This window comes from Massilia sp. Root418 (assembly GCF_001425265.1).
In the GTDB taxonomy this organism is placed as follows: Bacteria; Pseudomonadota; Gammaproteobacteria; order Burkholderiales; family Burkholderiaceae_D; genus Rugamonas.
This window is the reverse complement of the sequence record NZ_LMEC01000020.1, coordinates 1235935-1251138: the sequence shown is the minus strand read 5'-3', so window position 1 is coordinate 1251138 and position 15204 is coordinate 1235935. Positions and strand designations below refer to the sequence as shown.

Here is a 15204-nt window from a genome sequence, read left to right as displayed (position 1 = left end):
CTGGCCCTCATTGAACAGCCAGGTTCAGCTGGCGGATGCGCACGCTGGCCGGCGGGTGGGAATCGTAGAACGCCGAGTGCAGCGGGTCCGGCGTCAGGGTGGAAGCGTTGTCTTCGTACATTTTCACCAGCGCCGACACCAGGTCGCGCGCGTCGGTGTGGCGGGCGGCGAAGGCGTCCGCTTCGAACTCGTGCTTGCGCGAACTGAGCGAGGTCAGCGGTCCCAGCAGGAAGGTGAACACCGGCAGCGCCAGCGCGAACAGCAGCAGCGCCATGGCGTTGTTGCTGGCGCCGGGCAGCAGCAGCGGGTCCACGCCCAGGCCGGTGTAGAACCACAGCTGGTTCTTCAGCCAGCCCAGCAGCGCCAGGAAGGCCAGCGAAATGGCGAACATCATGGCAATGCGCTTGACGATGTGCTTGAGCTTGAAATGCCCCAGCTCATGCGCCAGCACCGCCTCGATTTCCTGCGGCGCCAGGCGCGACAGCAGGGTGTCGAAGAACACGATGCGCTTGTTGGCGCCAAAGCCGGAGAAATAGGCGTTGCCGTGCGCGCTGCGCTTGGAACCGTCCATCACGAACAGGCCCTTGGAGGCGAAGCCGACGCGCTGCATCAGGCCCTCGATGCGCGACTTCAGCGATTCGTCGGCCAGCGGCGTGAACTTGTTGAACAGCGGCGCGATCACGGTCGGGAACAGCACCATCATCAGCAGCTGGAAGCCGCTCCAGACGAACCAGGCGTACAGCCACCACAGGGCGCCGCTCTTGTCCATCAGCGTGAGCACCACCCACACCAGCGGCAGGCCGATCACGGCGCCCAGCGCCACGCCCTTGAGCAGGTCGGCGAAGAACAGGCCGCGGCTCATCTTGTTGAAGCCGAAGCGCTGCTCCATGCCGAACTGCTTGTAGTAATCGAAGGGCAGGTCCACCAGGCCGGAGATGGCGGCGTAGGCCACCAGCAGGCCGATCTGGTAGGCCATGCCCGGGCCGGCCAGCTTGTACACTTCCACCGACAGCCACTGCAGGCCGCCCAGCAGGGTGAAGGCCACCAGCACGGCGGCGTTGACCAGCATGGCCAGCATGCCGAACTTGGTGCGGGCGATGGTGTAGTCGGCGGCTTTCTGGTGCGCCGCCAGCGGGATTTTTTCAGCGAATTCGGCCGGCACGGCGTTGCGGTGGGCAAGCACGTGGCGCAGCTGGCGCGAGGCCAGCCAGAAACGGACGGCCAGCGTCAGGACGAGGAAAGTAACGAACAAAATCGAAAACGCGTGTGAATACATTCTATGCCTGTGAGAAAATGGCGGATTGTTTAGGCCAAGAGAGAATTATGTCACAAGCGACCGAAATCCCAACGACTACCCCGCAAGAGCGTCCGAACGAGACCAACCTGGTGTGGGTGGACATGGAAATGACGGGTCTGGAACCCGAAACCGACCGCATTATCGAAGTGGCCATCATCGTCACCGATATGCACCTGAACTTCCTGGCTGAAGGCCCGGTGTTCGCCATTCATCAATCCGATGAAACGCTGGACAAGATGGACAACTGGAACAAGGGCACGCATGGCCGTTCCGGCCTGACCGAGCGCGTGAAGGCGTCCACCATCACGGAAGAATTCGCCGAAGCCGAACTGATCGCCTTCCTGAAGAAGTGGGTCCCTGCCGGCAAGGCGCCGATGTGCGGCAACACCATCGGCCAGGACCGCCGCTTCATGGTGAAGTACATGCCCAAGCTGGAAGCGTTCTTCCATTACCGCAATATCGACGTGTCCACGCTGAAGGAGCTGTGCAAGCGCTGGAAACCGGAAATCGTGGGCGGCTTCAAGAAGCACCAGAAGCACACCGCGCTGGCCGATATTGTCGAGTCCATCGAAGAGCTGAAGTACTACCGCGAGCACTTCATCAAGCTGTAAGGGGGCGGGCTAGCAGGAACGGCTAGTCGCTGGACACCTCCAGCAGCGCCTCCAGGAAGTTGTTCTCGTTGAAGTCTTCGAAGGCGGGATACTCGCCTTCCTTGGTGGCGATCTTCCAGTCCCCGGCAAGGTCGGGCAGCATGAAGCGCACCTTGCCGCGGTGGCCTTCCAGGTCAAGCCGGCCGCCGCCGGTGTCGAGCATGACGCCGACCGGCCGCAGCAGTACGTGCTGGCGCCCCAGGCTGATGCCCAGCGTGCGCGTGCTGTACGTTCCCACCAGTTCCTCCGTCAGCACCAGCGCGTGGAAATCGTATTTCACCTGCCCCTTGGCCGCGTAGCGCGCCAGCCACTGCTGCACCTCGCCGTAAAAGCCGTCAATGCGCGCCAGCCAGAGCGCCGTGCGTTGCTGATAGCGCTGCTGATCACGCAGCTGATCTTCGTTGTGCCCCATTTGCGTTCCCGCCCAAAGTCACTCTCTCTTTGATTGTAGGCCTTCCTGCGGCGGCGGGGGCGCTACTTAGGCGGCTTTGCGCTTTTCCAGCAGCTCGAACAGGCCCATGCCGGCCAGCATCGCCAGGACGAACAGCAGCACCTTGGGGTTGCCCGTGCCCAGCGACGCCAGGGCCGGCCCCGGGCAGAAGCCGGCGATGCCCCAGCCTGCGCCGAACAGCAGGCTGCCCAGCAGCAGGCGGCGGTCGATATCGCGCCGCGCCGGCAGGCGGAAATGCTCGCCCAGCAAGGACGCCCGGCGGCGCCTGGCGATGGCGAACGCGAGCAGCCCCACCGCGACGGCGCCACCCATGACGCAGGCCAGCGACGGGTCCCACTGGCCGGCCAGGTCCAGGAAGCCCAGCACCTTGGCCGGATTCGCCATGCCGGACACCATCAGGCCGATGCCGAAGACCAGGCCCGCCAGCAATGCAAACAAGATCAGCATGACGGCCTCCTAAGCGGAAAGGACATGACGCAGCAGGTAGACGGTCAGGAAGCCCGCTGCCATGAAGGTGGCAGTGGCTGCCGCCGAGCGCGGCGACAGGCGGGACAGCCCGCACACGCCGTGGCCGCTGGTGCAGCCCGCGCCGTAGCGCGTGCCCACGCCCACCAGCAGGCCGGCCAGGACCAGGGCGCCGGAGCCGGCATCGATCTGCGCTGCCGGCATGGGCGCGAACAGCGCGTAGGCAGCCGGCGCGGCGGCAAGGCCGAGCACGAAGGCCAGCCGCCAGGCGACGTCGCCCTTTACCGGCCGCAGCAGCCCGCCGACGATGCCGCTGATGCCCGCTATCCTGCCGTTCATGAGCAGCAGCAGGGCGGCGGCAAGACCGATGAGCACGCCGCCCGCCAGGCTGGCGTACGGGGTGAATTGACTCCAGGCGATGCTCATGGCTGCTCCTTGGGACAGTAGAGGCGGTACAGCACCGCCAGGATCTCCAGCAATTCCGGCGACGCGACGCGGTAGTAGATTTTTTTGCCGTCCCGGCGCGGAACGATGGCTTCCTCGTTGCGCAGCACGCCCAGCTGCTGCGACAGCGTGGGCTGGCGGATGCCCAGCGCGGTTTCCAGCTCGCTGACGCACATTTCGCCCTGCGACAACTGGCACAGCAGCAGCAGGCGTTCTTCGTTGGCGAGCAGTTTGATGGCGCCAACGGCACGGCTGGCGCCGGACCGCAGCGCATCGACGTTGATGGCGTGTGTTTCCTGCATTAGAAGAGAGGGGGAGCGTGAAGTTGGGGCCATGCTATCACATATTATGAATATACATAATATGAGGAAGTATAGTGTTTGCTTCCGCTCCCCGTTCAGCCCATGAAGCCGAGGTCTTTCAGCGCGAAATTGGCCAGCTCGTTCTTGAACACCTGTGATTCCAGCATGGCGTCGTCGGCGCCGAACCAGCGGCCCAGGGTGGCGCCGTACTGCTGGTTGGCGATCTGCGGGATCCACACGCCGCGCCCGGTGGCGTCGTCCCTGCCGCCCAGCGTGAAGTCGGGGAACTGGCCGTACAGGCCGCCCTTTACCGCGCCGCCCACGATCAGGTGGTGGTTGCCCCAGCCGTGGTCGGTGCCGCCGCTGTTGGGCTGCAGGCTGCGGCCGAAGTCGGACAGGGTGAAGGTGGTTACCTGCTGCTGGGCGCCGATCTCGGCGAGCGCCAGCTGGAAAGCGGCCAGTGACTGCGACACCTGGCGCAGCATGTCGAACTGCTGGTAGGCCTGGCCGCCATGCGTGTCGAAGCCGCCCTGCGACACGAAGTACACCTGCCGCCCCGGGCCCTGCGTGGCGCGCAGGCGGATCAGCTGCGCCACGGTGTGCAGCTGGCGCGCCAGGTTGTAGCCGGGGAAGGCAGTGGCCAGCGGCGCGCCGCCGCTGGCCGCCTTCAGGTCGGACACCAGTTCCATGCCGTTGAGCAGTGTGCGGTTGGCCGTGCCGGCCACCAGGCTGGACTGGCTGGCCGACAGCAGTTCGACCAGCGCGGCGCGGCGCTTGTCCGCTTCGGCTTGCGGCCAGAAGTTCATGCCGGCCAGGTTGAGCTGGCCGTTCGCGGGGATCAGGTTGCCGTGCGTCTTCGCGCCTTCGATGAACAGGCCGCCGCCGCCCAGGGCCACCGCGTCCAGGTCGCCGCCTGTGCCCAGCAAGTCCACCAGGCGGCCGCCCCAGCCGGTGCCGGCCAGCGAGGGCGTGCCGGCCTGGTTCTGCAACTGCTGGTCCGGATGCGAGAACAGCTGCGGCGGCACCGCCACGCCGGACTGGTATTGCGCCTTGCTCAGCGGCTGGCGCAGGCTGCCCACATTCAGCACGGCAGCCACCTGGCCCTGGCCGTACAGGGCATCCAGCTCCGGCATGCCGTAGTGGAAGGCGAACGGCTGGTCGACCGGCTCGGCCACCGCCTGCAGGCGTGCGCTGCGCTCGGCCACCAGGGTCTTGCTGGCCAGCGACAGCGCCAGGCCCTGGCCGCCGCGCACGGCGTTGTACTTGCCATAGCGGACGCTGTCGAGCGGCACGATCATATTGTTGCCATCGTTGCCGCCGAACATATACAGGCATACCAGCGCCTTGTAGTCACCCACGGCCGCCTGCGCGGGGCGCGCACCCAGCAGGCCCAGGGTAGACAGCGCGCCCAGCATGCCGGCTTGTGCCCCCATGCCGAGGAAACCGCGGCGCGACAGCTTGTTCTTGCTCATATTGGTCTCCTGGATCATTTCTGTACCGAGAATTCGGCGCTGATGGCGGTGAGATAGAGCGCGGTCAGGGCGCGCTGCGTCTTGTCGGTGGTGGCGCCGACGGAGCCGGCGATGGCGCTGCGCGCGGCCGGCGACATGCGGCCTTGCAGCAGCCTGGCGTCCACCAGGTTCAGCAGCGCGGTGACGTCGCCGGCCGCGCTGACGTAGGGCGCGATGTTGATGGCCACCATGCCCTTGTATTCGCCGGACAGGAAGCGGTACAGGAAATTGGCGCGCGCCACCGCCAGCGCCGGGGCGTAGACCTGGAACTCGGGGCCGAATAGGCCGGGCGCGCCGGGCAGGCCGGTCATCGGCGAGTAGAAGTTGAAGACGCTGGGCGCGTTCAGCAGCTTCTGGCCCAGCTGCGAGTATTCCCAGAACGCGTTGCCGGGGTTGACCACGGTGGCGTCCAGCGCGCGGAACAGGCTCAGCGTGTGCAGTACCGGGTCCTTCAGCTTGCCGCGGCTGGCGCCGGCGGTGTCCTGGCGCGCTTCGGGGTCGGTCAGCACGGCGGCCAGCGTGGCTTTCAGGTCGCCGCGCCCGGCCGGACCGCTGGCGAACACGCCGGCTACCCTTTCGATATAGGCCGGGCTCGGATTGCTGGTGGTGAAGGCGCGGATCAGCCGGGTGGCGATGAAGGGCGGCAGGTTGGGATGGTTGAACAGGTTCTCCATCACCGCGTCCAGGTCTTGCACGGCAGTCTGGCCGGCGGGCAGCACGGTGCCGAGCAGCAGCGTCTTGCTGCCCTTGTCGTGCAGGCGCTCGCGCGGCTGCAGCGGGCCGCTGAATTTTTCCCAGTTGGCGCCGGTGGTGCTGGTCCCCGGGTAGGTCCAGCCGCTCAGGGCGCGCGAGATGTCGGCAATGCGGGCCTGGTCGTAGCTGGGGATGGGGTCGCCGTTGCGGTCGGTCTGCACGCTGCCGTCCAGGTTCAGCAGCACCGGGCCGATGGTGAACAGCTGCATCACCTCGCGCGCATAGTTCTCGTTCGGCGCAGGCGCCTTGCTGTTGGCCAGGTCCAGGTATTTGCCCATGGACGGGTTCAGCGTCATCTCGCGCAGCAGGGTGTTGAAGTTGCCGAAGGCGTTGGCGGACAGCGTGTGGAGCCAGGGCTGCATCTCGCTGGCATACGGGTTCTTGTCGGCGGACACCACGAACAGCTGGGACAGTGCGAATATCATGCGCTGGCGCAGCTGGTCCTGGCCGGCGGCCATATTGTTGAACCAGTTGGCGCGCAGCACGTTCAGGTCCTCGGTGGCGGGCAGGGCGCTGGCGGGCAGGTCGAACTGTTGCGCCAGCCAGGCGGCCTGGCCCAGGGTCTTCACTTTGGCGATGTCGGCAGCGGTGGGGCCGAATGTGGCGTGCTCCAGCAGGCGCGCGGCTGCCACGGTGGCCGGGTCGACAGCGGGCTGGACGCCCAGCGGCGGCTGGGCCGGCGCGGGCACCTGGGCAGGCTTGGGCGCCGTGGGCAAAGTTGACGTAGGCGCGGACGCGGGCTTTAGCGTCGGCGTGGCCGCCCAGCTGCCGGCGGCCAGGCTCATCAGGCATATCGCCGCCCAGGTCCGGCACAGTGCTCCTTGCATGGCATTCTCCTTGTTTTGGATTCTTGTTTCCAAACAGCAAGTGTCGTGCCAAGTAAAAAGTGACAATTATTGTTCGCTTGCGAGGTGCAAGGCGACAATAATTGTCACTCAGGTCAGGCTGGGTGCAAGGGGGCGCCGAAAAATGTCAGCGCCCGGGAGGCGGATTACTCGGCCGCGCCTTCCGCGCCGTGGCACTTCTTGTACTTCTTGCCGCTGCCGCAAGGGCAGTCGTCGTTGCGGCCTACTTTAGGCTCTTCGCGCACCACGGTGCTGACCGGCGCTTTGCGGCGCGGCACCCAGAACTTGTGGATGGCCGGCAGGTTGGCTTCCAGTTCCTGGCCCAGCTTGTGCGCCTTGACCGGATCTTCCACCAGCGGCAGTTCGTCTTCCTCGATCTCGTCCGCGCCCAGCAGGTAGATTGGACGCATCAGGTCGCCCACTTCCGAATCCCAGATCGCGTCCCACGAGCCCGGACGCAGTTCCATGCCTTCCCAGAAGCCCCAGCACCAGGCTTCGGCGTCGATCAGGGTCTGGCCCTCCACTTCGTGTTCCACGAACAGCGGCTCGAACTCTTTCGGCGCCACTTCGAACGTCACCAGCACCTCGTTCATGAAGCGCATGATCAGGTTGACGATGCGTTCTTCTTCCTTGGCGTTCTTGAACTTGGGCGCGTCGTTGCCGTCCGGGCCCCACACGCGCGGCAGCCATTCGGCCGGCATGATCGGCTCGGGGCCGATGGCGATGGCGGTCAGGTAGCCGTGCAGGTGGTCCATGGTCATGGAGTCTTCCGGGCTGCGCTCGGACAGCAGGAAGTTGTCCAGTTCGTCGAATTCTTTTTCGCTCAGGGGCTGATCGAGTTGCATATGCATTCCTTCTATTTGAATGCCGCCAGTATACGCTGCGGCGCAGCGTTCCGGGCGGAAGAATGCTGCGGCGCTTACAATGGCGCCATGACAACCGACACCCCAGACCAATCCGGCGTCCCGCACGCCTACGCCGCCCTCGGGCCCGACTGCGTGCTTGATGCGCTCGACAGCATCGGCCTGTATGGCGACGGCCGCCTGCTGGCGCTGAACAGCTACGAGAACCGGGTCTACCAGGTGGGCATGGAGGACGGCAAGCCGCTGGTGGCCAAGTTCTACCGCCCGGAGCGCTGGAGCGACGCCGCCATCCTGGAGGAGCACGCCTTCGTGGCCGAGCTGGCCGAGCGCGAAATCCCCGTGGTGCCGGCGCTCACCGTCCACGGCAAGACCTTGCACGAATACCAGGGCTTCCGCTTCTCCGTCTTTCCGCGCCACGGCGGCCGCGCCCCCGAACTGGGCGACCCGGCCGTGCTGGAGTGGACTGGGCGCTTCATCGCCCGCATCCACGAGGCCGGCAAGCTGGGTGTCTACAAGGAGCGTCCTGCGCTCGATCCGGCCACCTTCGGCGCCGAGCCGCGCGACTATCTGCTGGCCAACAGCTTCATCCCGGCCGAGCTGCTGGCCGCCTACAGCAGCGTGATCGACCAGGCACTGGACGGGGTGCGGCGCTGCTACGACAGGGCAGGGGATGTGTCCCTGCTGCGCCTGCACGGCGACTGCCACGGCGGCAACGTGCTGTGGACCGACGCCGGCCCGCATTTCGTGGACTTCGACGACAGCCGCATGGGCCCGGCTATCCAGGACTTGTGGATGATGCTGTCCGGCGAGCGCCACGAGCAAGTGCGCCAGATGGGCGACGTCCTGGCCGGCTACGAAGACTTCTGCGACTTCGACAGCCGCGAAATGCACCTGGTGGAAGCGCTGCGCACCTTGCGCCTGATCCATTATTCGGCCTGGATCGCGCGCCGCTGGGACGACCCGGCCTTCCCCGTGGCTTTCCCCTGGTTCAACACCCAGCGCTACTGGCAGGACCGCATCCTTGAACTGCGCGAGCAAATCGCGCTGATGGACGAGGCGCCGCTGCCGGTCTGATCCGGCGGGTGCGCGGCGTTGGCGTCCAGGCGGGCGGGCAACCGCGTGCCTGTAGGCCGTTCCATCTTATCAGCTTGGCATTGCTCACCTATACCGGCGACGGACTACATTGCCAGACGGGCGCGTGAAACAATCAAACAGGGCCGCATCAAGCTCGGCCAATGGCTGCGCCGCGCGCAGGCCACTGCCTCACTACCCTGGAGATAACGATGAAACACTTGCTCGCCATCCTGTCCGCCGCCATCCTGCCGTTCGGCGGCGCATCCGCTGAAACGCCCGGGCACAAAGCGGCGCTGAACGCCAAAGTCACCCTGGTCTACCAGCACGAACTGCCGAATGTGCCCGGCAAAAGCCTGAAGGGAGTGATGGTCGAATACGGCCCGGGCGGCTACTCGCCCGGCCACACCCACGCCCGCTCCGCCTTCATTTACGCCACCGTGCTGGAAGGGGCCATCCGCAGCCAGGTCAACGACGGTCCGGAAACCGTCTATGAGGCAGGCCAGAACTTCTCCGAACTGCCGGGCGACCGCCACGGCGTGAGCGCCAACGCCAGCCAGACCAAGCCGGCCAGGCTGCTTGCCGTGTTCGTGGTCGATACGGATGACAAAGCATTAACCACGCCGTTCGACTGAGGCCGCAGGAACAGCCCGCCATGAGGAGAAATGGCGGGTTTTTCCCGCTCTGCTTGCGGCTCGGCCGATGGGCTGGCTGTTTGATAATGCTTATTCAGAAGTCCCGGCGGGTGTCGGGGCGCAAGATTAAGCGAGAATCTCCATGCAAGCACAATCGGCACAGCCCTTCGACACCGCGGTTCCAGCCCTCGATGACCTCGCCTTGCCTGAGCAGGAGTCCGCCGAGACGGCGCCGCGCGGCGCCATGGACATGAACGCCATCAAGGAAGCCATCGCCCGCGTGGAAGCGGAAGCCAAGGCGGCGTGCGCCGCCGAAAGCCGTGCCCATGCCGAAGCGCGCGCCCGCGCCCTGGCCGACGACCGCGCCGCCATCGACGCCGCCGCAGCCGCTGCCGCGCAGCAAAGCGCGCAGGCGGCCGAGGAAGCCATTGCCGCCAACCGCGAGCGCCTGGAAAGCCTGCGCGCCGCCGCGCAAGCCAGCGTGGCGCGCCTGGAAGCGGTGAAGCAGGAAACCGCCGAACTGCGCGCCCGCGCCGAAGCCGACACCCAGATCCGCCTGGCCGCCCAGCAGCGCGCCCGCGCCGAAGAAGAAAGCCGCCGCCGGGCAACCGAGCAGATCGCCACCGAATCCGAACTGGCCGAACAAGCTGCCCGCGCCGCCGACGAGCTGACCGCGCAGACCGAACAGGCCCGCAAGCAGGCCGCCGAGCGCCTGGCTGCCGTGCAGGCCGCGCGCGAAGAGATGGTGGGCATCGCCTCCGCCGACGCGCGCCTGGCGACGCTGGCACGCGAACGCGAGCGCCACGCCTACGGCGCGCGCCAGACCGCCGACGCGCTGGCCACCGCCGAAGCCGAAGCGCTGGAGCTGACCGTGCAGCGCGAGCGCGCCGACCAGATCGCCCTGGAGGCGGCGTTCAACCGCGCCGCCGCCGAGGCGCGCGCGCTGGAGGAAGCGCGCGCGCTGGCCCACCTGGAACAGGAGCGCGAAGCCATCGCCCTGGCCAAGGCCGAATCCGAGCGCAGCGCCGCGCAGTCGCTGCACCTGCGCCTGCAGACCGAGAAGGAAATCCGCGACGCCGCCGTCCAGCGCGAACGCCTGGAAGCGGTGGCCGCCGCCAGCGCCCAGGCCCGCCGCGATGCGGACGCGCGCATTATCAGCGCCACCGAGGCGCGCATCGAGGTGGACCGCCAGCTGCGCGCCGTGGCGCTGGTGCGCTTCGAGGCGGAGCAGCAGGCGGAACTGGAAACCCTGGCCAAAGTCGAAGCGGAATCGCAGGCGCTGGAACAGGCCCGCCTGCGCCAGGCCGCAGAGCAGGCCGCCGCCGAAGCGGCACGTGCCGACAGCCTGGAGCAGCAGCGCGCCGCCCAGCTGGCCGACGAGCGCGCGTCGCTGTCGCGCGCCGCCGTGGAGCTGGCTGCGGCCCAGAATGCCGCCGAGCAGGCCGAGGTGGCCACTCTGGCGGCCCAGGTGGAAGCGCAAAACGCCGCCACCACGCTGGCGGAAGAGAAGGCCGCCCGCGCCGCCGAGCTGCTGGCTGCCGAGCAGGCCCGCGTGGCCGCCGAGCAGCAAGCCATTGCCGCGCTGAAGGAGCGCCTGCAGGCCGAGGAGGACGCCGCCGCTGCAGCCCAGGCGCGCGCCGCCGCCGAGCAGCAACAGGCCGCCGCGCTGCGCCAGCAGCAAGCCGCCGATGAAAGCCTGGCCGCCGCCGCCGGCAAGGAAGCCGCCGCCATGCAGATGATGGCCGAGCAGACCACCGTGGAAGCGGAGCAGAAGGCGGTCGCCGCGCAGGCCGTCGCCGCCCAGGCCCGCCTGGCGGTGGAGCTGAGCGAAGTGCACGTGCAGCGCGCGCAGGTGGAAGAAGAGAAGGCTGCCAAGGCGGCCGAGCTGCTCAAGGCCAAGCAGGAATTTGTGGAAACCGAGCGCCATTCGCTGGCGGTGATTGACCAGAAACTGACCCAGCAGCGCCTGGCCAACGCCGCCGAGGCGCGCGCCGCCAAGGCCATCGAGAGCCGGCTGGAATCCGAACAGGCCGCCACCGCCGCGCTGCGCGCGCAGGCCGATGCGGAGCAGGAACAGGCCGAGCTGGCGCGCCAGCATGCGCTGGCCGTGCAGGCCGCTGCCCAGGCGGCTCAGGATAAGGCGGATGAACAGAAGGCGCTGGTAGAAGCAGCCCAGGCGCACGCGGCCATGCAGCGCAAGGTGGCCGACACCACCCAGGCCATGACGCTGGCCAAGCAGAAGCTGCTGGAACTGGAAACCCGGCGCCAGCACGCGGCGCAGAATGCGCTTAACGCGATCGAGGAGAAGCTGGCGGCGGAGACGGCGCAGACGGCGCTGGTGGAGGAGAATGCGTTTGCCGCCACCCTGGCTGCGGCCCGCGCGCGCGCCGAGCATGAACAGTCGGAGACGATGGCGCGCGACGTGATCGGGCGCTTGAAGGAGACGGCCGGCGCTGTGTGGCGCGGCCGGTGAGGCTGCGGCGGGTTACGGCGCTGCGCGCCTAACCCGCCCTACGGAAGACGAGCGGCGGCGTAGGGCGTAGGGCGGGTTAGGGGCAAAGCCCCGTAACCCGCCATTTTTCATTGCGCCGGAACCTGCAGCCGTTCGGCGTAGTACTCGGTTTCGCCGAAGCAGTCGGTGGGCACGCCTTTGTGCTGGGCGTAGGTGAGCAGCACGCGCTTGCCGGTGGCGGCGGACATCTGCCTGGCCAGCTCGGGATCGCGCACGCTGAACTGGAACTTCTCCGGGATGGCGCCCGGCATCGAGGTCAGCAGCAGTTCGCCTTCCCAGGTCTTGCAGATCCAGCCCCGTTTGGAGAACTTTTGCAGGTAGCCTGCGCGTTCGCCCTCTGAATAGGACACGCTGAGCGTGATCCAGGTATAGCCGGCGAACAGCAGCCCGGCGCCCAGCACGAGCGCCAGCAGGATGTATTTGATGCGAGGTGATTTGATCATGGGTTTTGCTGGTTTTGGTGGCAACCTTGCGATCTTATCATTCCCCGCCCATCCGGCGGCGGTAACGCACCGACGACCATAGCGACACCAGGATGAAGGCCACGCCGGACAGCCCGGTGAACCATTCCGGAATGTGGTATTTCACGCTGGCCAGCATGATCAGCGCCAGGATGCCGATCGCGTAGTGCGCGCCGTGTTCCAGGAATACGAATTCGTCCAGCGTGCCTTTGTGCACCAGGTACACCGTGAGCGAGCGCACGAACATGGCGCCGATGGCCAGCCCCAGCATGATGATGACCACATCCGAGGTGATGGCGAAGGCGCCGATCACGCCGTCGAAGCTGAAGGAGGCGTCCAGCACTTCCAGGTACATGAAGCCGCCGATGCCGCCCTTGGCCAGCGCCACGCCGGTGTGCGGGTCGTGCTCTTCGCTTTCCAGCAGGCCGCTGATCCAGTCCACCGCCACGTACACCGCCACGCCGATCACGCCGGAGGACAGCACGCTGAGTTTTTTGGCTTCCGGCACCAGCGCCACGCAGGCCAGCACGCCCAGCAGGGCCAGCAGCACGGCCAGGCCGCTGGTGCCCAGCGCGCCCAGCTTTTCCTCCACCCAGCCCAGCCAGTGCAATTCCTTTTCCTCGTCGAACAGGAAGTTCAGGAACACCAGCAGCAGGAAGGCGCCGCCGAAGGCCGCCACCTCGGCGTGCACGCCGGTCAGGTAGCGCGAGTATTCGTCCGGCGTGGTGAGCGCCATATTCCACACGGCCACCAGGCCCAGCCCGGTGGCGAAGGAGACGATCAGCAGCGGGAACAGCAGGCGCATGCCGAACACGGCCACCACGATACCCACAGTGAGGAAGAGTTTCTGCCAGAAGGCGTTCCAGTCTTTCAGCACGGCCGCGTTGACCACCGCGTTGTCGAAGGAGAGCGAGACTTCCATCACGCCCAGCACGGCGGTGATCCACAGCGCTGTCAGCAGTCCGGCGCTGCCGCCGCGGCTGTAGCCCCACCAGCCGGCGATACCCATCAGGATGACGGTGACGAGGATGGATATTCTGAAGTGTTTCATGTAGTTCCTTGTTGTGTTCTTTTAGCCTGTTGAGGGTGTCGATTTTATATGACTTGCTACCGCCGTCCACACCCATTCTGCGATAATGGACGGATTGCCACAAAGGAATTCCGATGGATCTCGCCTATTTGCTCACCCCTGTCATCACCTGGACCGCCGTCGGTCCGATCAAATTTTTGATCAATAGCGTCAAAGCGCGCCGCTGGGCGTTCAACCTGGTCGGCAACGGCGGCTTCCCCAGCAACCACAGCGCCGTGGTGTCCAGCATGGCCACCCTGATCGCGCTGCGCGAGGGCATGGGCCATCCCGCCTTCGGCGTGGCGGTGACGCTGTGCTTCATTGTCGTCATCGACGCCAACAGCCTGCGCCAGCACGTGGGGCGCCAGGCGTCCGCCATCAACCGCCTGGCCAAGGGCGACGACGGCAAGAGCGGCGCCCACACCTGGCTGCGCGAACGCATGGGCCACACGGTGGTCGAAATCATCGGCGGCCTGTGCACCGGCATCGCCATCGGTCATCTGGTGCATGCGTTTTTTGCCCGATGAATGCCCGCCGGTTTTGCTGTCTATCCGCCATTTCAGCATTCCAGCCACAAAAACCCGCAGTCTGGCCCCCTGCGAATTGACACTGCCCCCGGCCGAACGGATACTCTGCGGCTTGCAGAAACTGCATCTAATAACAGCAAAGTAGTTCTATCCTCTGGAGATTTATATGTTGCGTAAAACCCTCATAGCTTTTGCCGTCGCCTCGGCGCTGGTCGCTTGCGGCAAGTCCGACAAAGCGCCGGAGGCCGGCAAGGCCAGCGCGTCAGCCACGGCCAAGGCGGACGACAAAAAACTCGCTACGCTGCAGATCGCCCCAGAGGATCTGGTCACCGTGGAAACCAACGCCCTGGCGTCGGGGCCGGTCATCACCGGTTCCATCGAGCCCGAGCGCAAGGCCGACATGCGCGCCGAAGTGGGCGCGGTGGTGATGCAGGTGCTGAAGGAAAACGGCGAGCCGGTGAAGAAGGGCGACCTGCTGGTGCGCCTGGACGACACCTCGCTGCGCGACGCCATGAACTCGGCCAACGAGGCCGTGCGCGCCTCCACCCAGTCGCTGGAACAGGCCGAGCGCGTGCTGGTGCGCCAGAAAACGCTGAAATCGTCCGGCATGGTGTCCTCGCAGGTGCTGGAAGACGCCGAAGTGCGCCGCAACAATGCCCTGAGCGACCTGTCCGCCGCGCGCGCGCGCCTGGTGGCGGCCAACCAGCAGCTCTCGCGCACCCTGGTGCGCGCGCCGTTCGACGGCATTGTTTCCGAACGCAAGGTGTCGGCCGGCGATACCGCCCAGATCGGCAAGGAGCTGGTGAAAGTGGTGGACCCGTCTTCCATGCGCTTTGAGGGCCGCGTCTCGGCCGACAAGGTGGGCGTGGTGAAGACCGGCCAGAACGTGGTGTTCGCCATCAACGGCTACCCGGGCCAGAGTTTCAACGGCAAGGTCAAGCGGGTCGACCCGGCTGCCAATTCGGTCACCCGCCAGGTGGAAGTGCTGGTGGAGTTCGCCGACAAGCACCGCCCCGGCGTGGCCGGCCTGTTTGCCGAAGGCCGCATCGAGGCCGCCACCACGGCCGCGCTGATGATACCGGAGTCGGCGCTGGTCAAGCAGGGCGACGACGCCTTTGCCTGGAAGATCAAGGACAAGGCCCTGGTGAAAGCCCGCCTGGCGATCGGCGCGCGCGACGCGCGCAGCGGCAGCTGGCAGGTGCAGAACGGCCTGGTCTCGGGCGACATGGTGCTGCGCGCGCCGTCCTCGGCCTTCCGCGACGGCCAGAAGGTTGAAATGCAGCAGTCCAAGGCCGTGGCCTCGGCCGGCGGCAACGCGCCTGCGGCAGTAAACAAAGGAAACTAAGCC

The 15204-nt window shown here is 66.6% G+C and carries 16 protein-coding genes; 6 read left to right on the top strand and 10 right to left on the bottom strand.

Annotation, left to right across the window (positions count from 1 at the left end; all coding sequences use genetic code 11):
- Nucleotides 1-7: 7 nt before the first annotated feature.
- Nucleotides 8-1276 (bottom strand): M48 family metallopeptidase, encoded by a 1269-nt coding sequence (locus ASC94_RS17900; RefSeq protein ID WP_056397685.1) that lies wholly within the window; start codon nucleotides 1274-1276, stop codon nucleotides 8-10.
- A gap of 47 nt (nucleotides 1277-1323) precedes the next feature.
- Between ASC94_RS17900 and orn the strand changes: the two genes are divergently transcribed.
- A complete protein-coding gene (gene orn, locus ASC94_RS17895; RefSeq protein ID WP_056397682.1) occupies nucleotides 1324-1908 on the top strand; it encodes an oligoribonuclease in 585 nt (194 codons plus the stop codon).
- Between the two features lie 22 nt (nucleotides 1909-1930).
- Here orn and ASC94_RS17890 read toward each other — a convergent pair whose 3' ends face one another.
- The 7 genes from ASC94_RS17890 to ASC94_RS17860 form a co-directional block, all read right to left on the bottom strand.
- Nucleotides 1931-2359 carry a hypothetical protein gene (locus ASC94_RS17890; protein WP_056397678.1) on the bottom strand — a complete coding sequence of 143 codons (429 nt, stop codon included), beginning with the start codon at nucleotides 2357-2359 and terminating at the stop codon, nucleotides 1931-1933.
- Between the two features lie 66 nt (nucleotides 2360-2425).
- The gene (locus ASC94_RS17885) at nucleotides 2426-2845 is read right to left on the bottom strand and encodes a DUF6691 family protein (protein WP_056397676.1); all 420 of its coding nucleotides are present in this window, start codon (nucleotides 2843-2845) and stop codon (nucleotides 2426-2428) included.
- Between the two features lie 9 nt (nucleotides 2846-2854).
- Entirely contained in the window at nucleotides 2855-3289 is a 435-nt protein-coding gene (locus tag ASC94_RS17880) for a YeeE/YedE family protein (RefSeq protein ID WP_056397671.1), read from the bottom strand.
- Nucleotides 3286-3609 (bottom strand): helix-turn-helix transcriptional regulator, encoded by a 324-nt coding sequence (locus ASC94_RS17875; RefSeq protein ID WP_056397669.1) that lies wholly within the window; start codon nucleotides 3607-3609, stop codon nucleotides 3286-3288. The genes ASC94_RS17880 and ASC94_RS17875 overlap by 4 nt, the downstream gene beginning before the upstream one ends.
- 95 nt (nucleotides 3610-3704) lie before the next feature.
- On the bottom strand, nucleotides 3705-5081 hold the full coding sequence (locus ASC94_RS17870; protein ID WP_162251436.1) for a DUF1501 domain-containing protein: 1377 nt from the start codon (nucleotides 5079-5081) through the stop codon (nucleotides 3705-3707).
- A gap of 14 nt (nucleotides 5082-5095) precedes the next feature.
- Nucleotides 5096-6700, bottom strand: coding sequence for a DUF1800 family protein (locus tag ASC94_RS17865; protein WP_082616614.1), 1605 nt, complete (start codon nucleotides 6698-6700; stop codon nucleotides 5096-5098).
- Nucleotides 6701-6864: 164 nt separating this feature from the next.
- Nucleotides 6865-7563, bottom strand: coding sequence for a UPF0149 family protein (locus ASC94_RS17860; RefSeq protein ID WP_056397661.1), 699 nt, complete (start codon nucleotides 7561-7563; stop codon nucleotides 6865-6867).
- An 87-nt stretch (nucleotides 7564-7650) separates the two neighbouring features.
- Between ASC94_RS17860 and ASC94_RS17855 the strand changes: the two genes are divergently transcribed.
- The 3 genes from ASC94_RS17855 to ASC94_RS17845 all read left to right on the top strand — a co-directional run bounded on the left by ASC94_RS17855 (nucleotide 7651) and on the right by ASC94_RS17845 (nucleotide 11760).
- Complete coding sequence (locus ASC94_RS17855) at nucleotides 7651-8655, top strand: serine/threonine protein kinase (RefSeq protein ID WP_056398150.1); 1005 nt, start codon at nucleotides 7651-7653, stop codon at nucleotides 8653-8655.
- Between the two features lie 209 nt (nucleotides 8656-8864).
- On the top strand, nucleotides 8865-9287 hold the full coding sequence (locus ASC94_RS17850; protein WP_056397657.1) for a cupin domain-containing protein: 423 nt from the start codon (nucleotides 8865-8867) through the stop codon (nucleotides 9285-9287).
- A 142-nt stretch (nucleotides 9288-9429) separates the two neighbouring features.
- Nucleotides 9430-11760, top strand: coding sequence for a hypothetical protein (locus tag ASC94_RS17845; protein ID WP_056397653.1), 2331 nt, complete (start codon nucleotides 9430-9432; stop codon nucleotides 11758-11760).
- A gap of 107 nt (nucleotides 11761-11867) precedes the next feature.
- Here ASC94_RS17845 and ASC94_RS17840 read toward each other — a convergent pair whose 3' ends face one another.
- Entirely contained in the window at nucleotides 11868-12242 is a 375-nt protein-coding gene (locus ASC94_RS17840; protein WP_056397649.1) for a hypothetical protein, read from the bottom strand.
- A 37-nt stretch (nucleotides 12243-12279) separates the two neighbouring features.
- Nucleotides 12280-13311 carry a DUF475 domain-containing protein gene (locus ASC94_RS17835; protein ID WP_056397646.1) on the bottom strand — a complete coding sequence of 344 codons (1032 nt, stop codon included), beginning with the start codon at nucleotides 13309-13311 and terminating at the stop codon, nucleotides 12280-12282.
- A 113-nt stretch (nucleotides 13312-13424) separates the two neighbouring features.
- On the opposite strand from ASC94_RS17835, the gene ASC94_RS17830 reads away from it, so the two are divergent.
- Together ASC94_RS17830 and ASC94_RS17825 are read left to right on the top strand one after the other, a co-directional pair.
- Complete coding sequence (locus ASC94_RS17830; protein ID WP_056397643.1) at nucleotides 13425-13856, top strand: divergent PAP2 family protein; 432 nt, start codon at nucleotides 13425-13427, stop codon at nucleotides 13854-13856.
- Between the two features lie 166 nt (nucleotides 13857-14022).
- Nucleotides 14023-15201: an efflux RND transporter periplasmic adaptor subunit gene (locus ASC94_RS17825; RefSeq protein WP_056397640.1), complete on the top strand. Its 1179-nt coding sequence runs from the start codon at nucleotides 14023-14025 to the stop codon at nucleotides 15199-15201.
- Nucleotides 15202-15204: the final 3 nt, after the last annotated feature.

What these genes read in the sequence shown, in the direction of transcription:
- ASC94_RS17900 (WP_056397685.1), bottom strand. Translation starts at nt 1,276, where the DNA reads ATGTATTCACACGCGTTTTCGATTTTGTTCGTTACTTTCCTCGTCCTG.
- orn (WP_056397682.1), top strand. Translation starts at nt 1,324, where the DNA reads ATGTCACAAGCGACCGAAATCCCAACGACTACCCCGCAAGAGCGTCCG.
- ASC94_RS17890 (WP_056397678.1), bottom strand. Translation starts at nt 2,359, where the DNA reads ATGGGGCACAACGAAGATCAGCTGCGTGATCAGCAGCGCTATCAGCAA.
- ASC94_RS17885 (WP_056397676.1), bottom strand. Translation starts at nt 2,845, where the DNA reads ATGCTGATCTTGTTTGCATTGCTGGCGGGCCTGGTCTTCGGCATCGGC.
- ASC94_RS17880 (WP_056397671.1), bottom strand. Translation starts at nt 3,289, where the DNA reads ATGAGCATCGCCTGGAGTCAATTCACCCCGTACGCCAGCCTGGCGGGC.
- ASC94_RS17875 (WP_056397669.1), bottom strand. Translation starts at nt 3,609, where the DNA reads ATGCAGGAAACACACGCCATCAACGTCGATGCGCTGCGGTCCGGCGCC.
- ASC94_RS17870 (WP_162251436.1), bottom strand. Translation starts at nt 5,081, where the DNA reads ATGAGCAAGAACAAGCTGTCGCGCCGCGGTTTCCTCGGCATGGGGGCA.
- ASC94_RS17865 (WP_082616614.1), bottom strand. Translation starts at nt 6,700, where the DNA reads ATGCAAGGAGCACTGTGCCGGACCTGGGCGGCGATATGCCTGATGAGC.
- ASC94_RS17860 (WP_056397661.1), bottom strand. Translation starts at nt 7,563, where the DNA reads ATGCAACTCGATCAGCCCCTGAGCGAAAAAGAATTCGACGAACTGGAC.
- ASC94_RS17855 (WP_056398150.1), top strand. Translation starts at nt 7,651, where the DNA reads ATGACAACCGACACCCCAGACCAATCCGGCGTCCCGCACGCCTACGCC.
- ASC94_RS17850 (WP_056397657.1), top strand. Translation starts at nt 8,865, where the DNA reads ATGAAACACTTGCTCGCCATCCTGTCCGCCGCCATCCTGCCGTTCGGC.
- ASC94_RS17845 (WP_056397653.1), top strand. Translation starts at nt 9,430, where the DNA reads ATGCAAGCACAATCGGCACAGCCCTTCGACACCGCGGTTCCAGCCCTC.
- ASC94_RS17840 (WP_056397649.1), bottom strand. Translation starts at nt 12,242, where the DNA reads ATGATCAAATCACCTCGCATCAAATACATCCTGCTGGCGCTCGTGCTG.
- ASC94_RS17835 (WP_056397646.1), bottom strand. Translation starts at nt 13,311, where the DNA reads ATGAAACACTTCAGAATATCCATCCTCGTCACCGTCATCCTGATGGGT.
- ASC94_RS17830 (WP_056397643.1), top strand. Translation starts at nt 13,425, where the DNA reads ATGGATCTCGCCTATTTGCTCACCCCTGTCATCACCTGGACCGCCGTC.
- ASC94_RS17825 (WP_056397640.1), top strand. Translation starts at nt 14,023, where the DNA reads ATGTTGCGTAAAACCCTCATAGCTTTTGCCGTCGCCTCGGCGCTGGTC.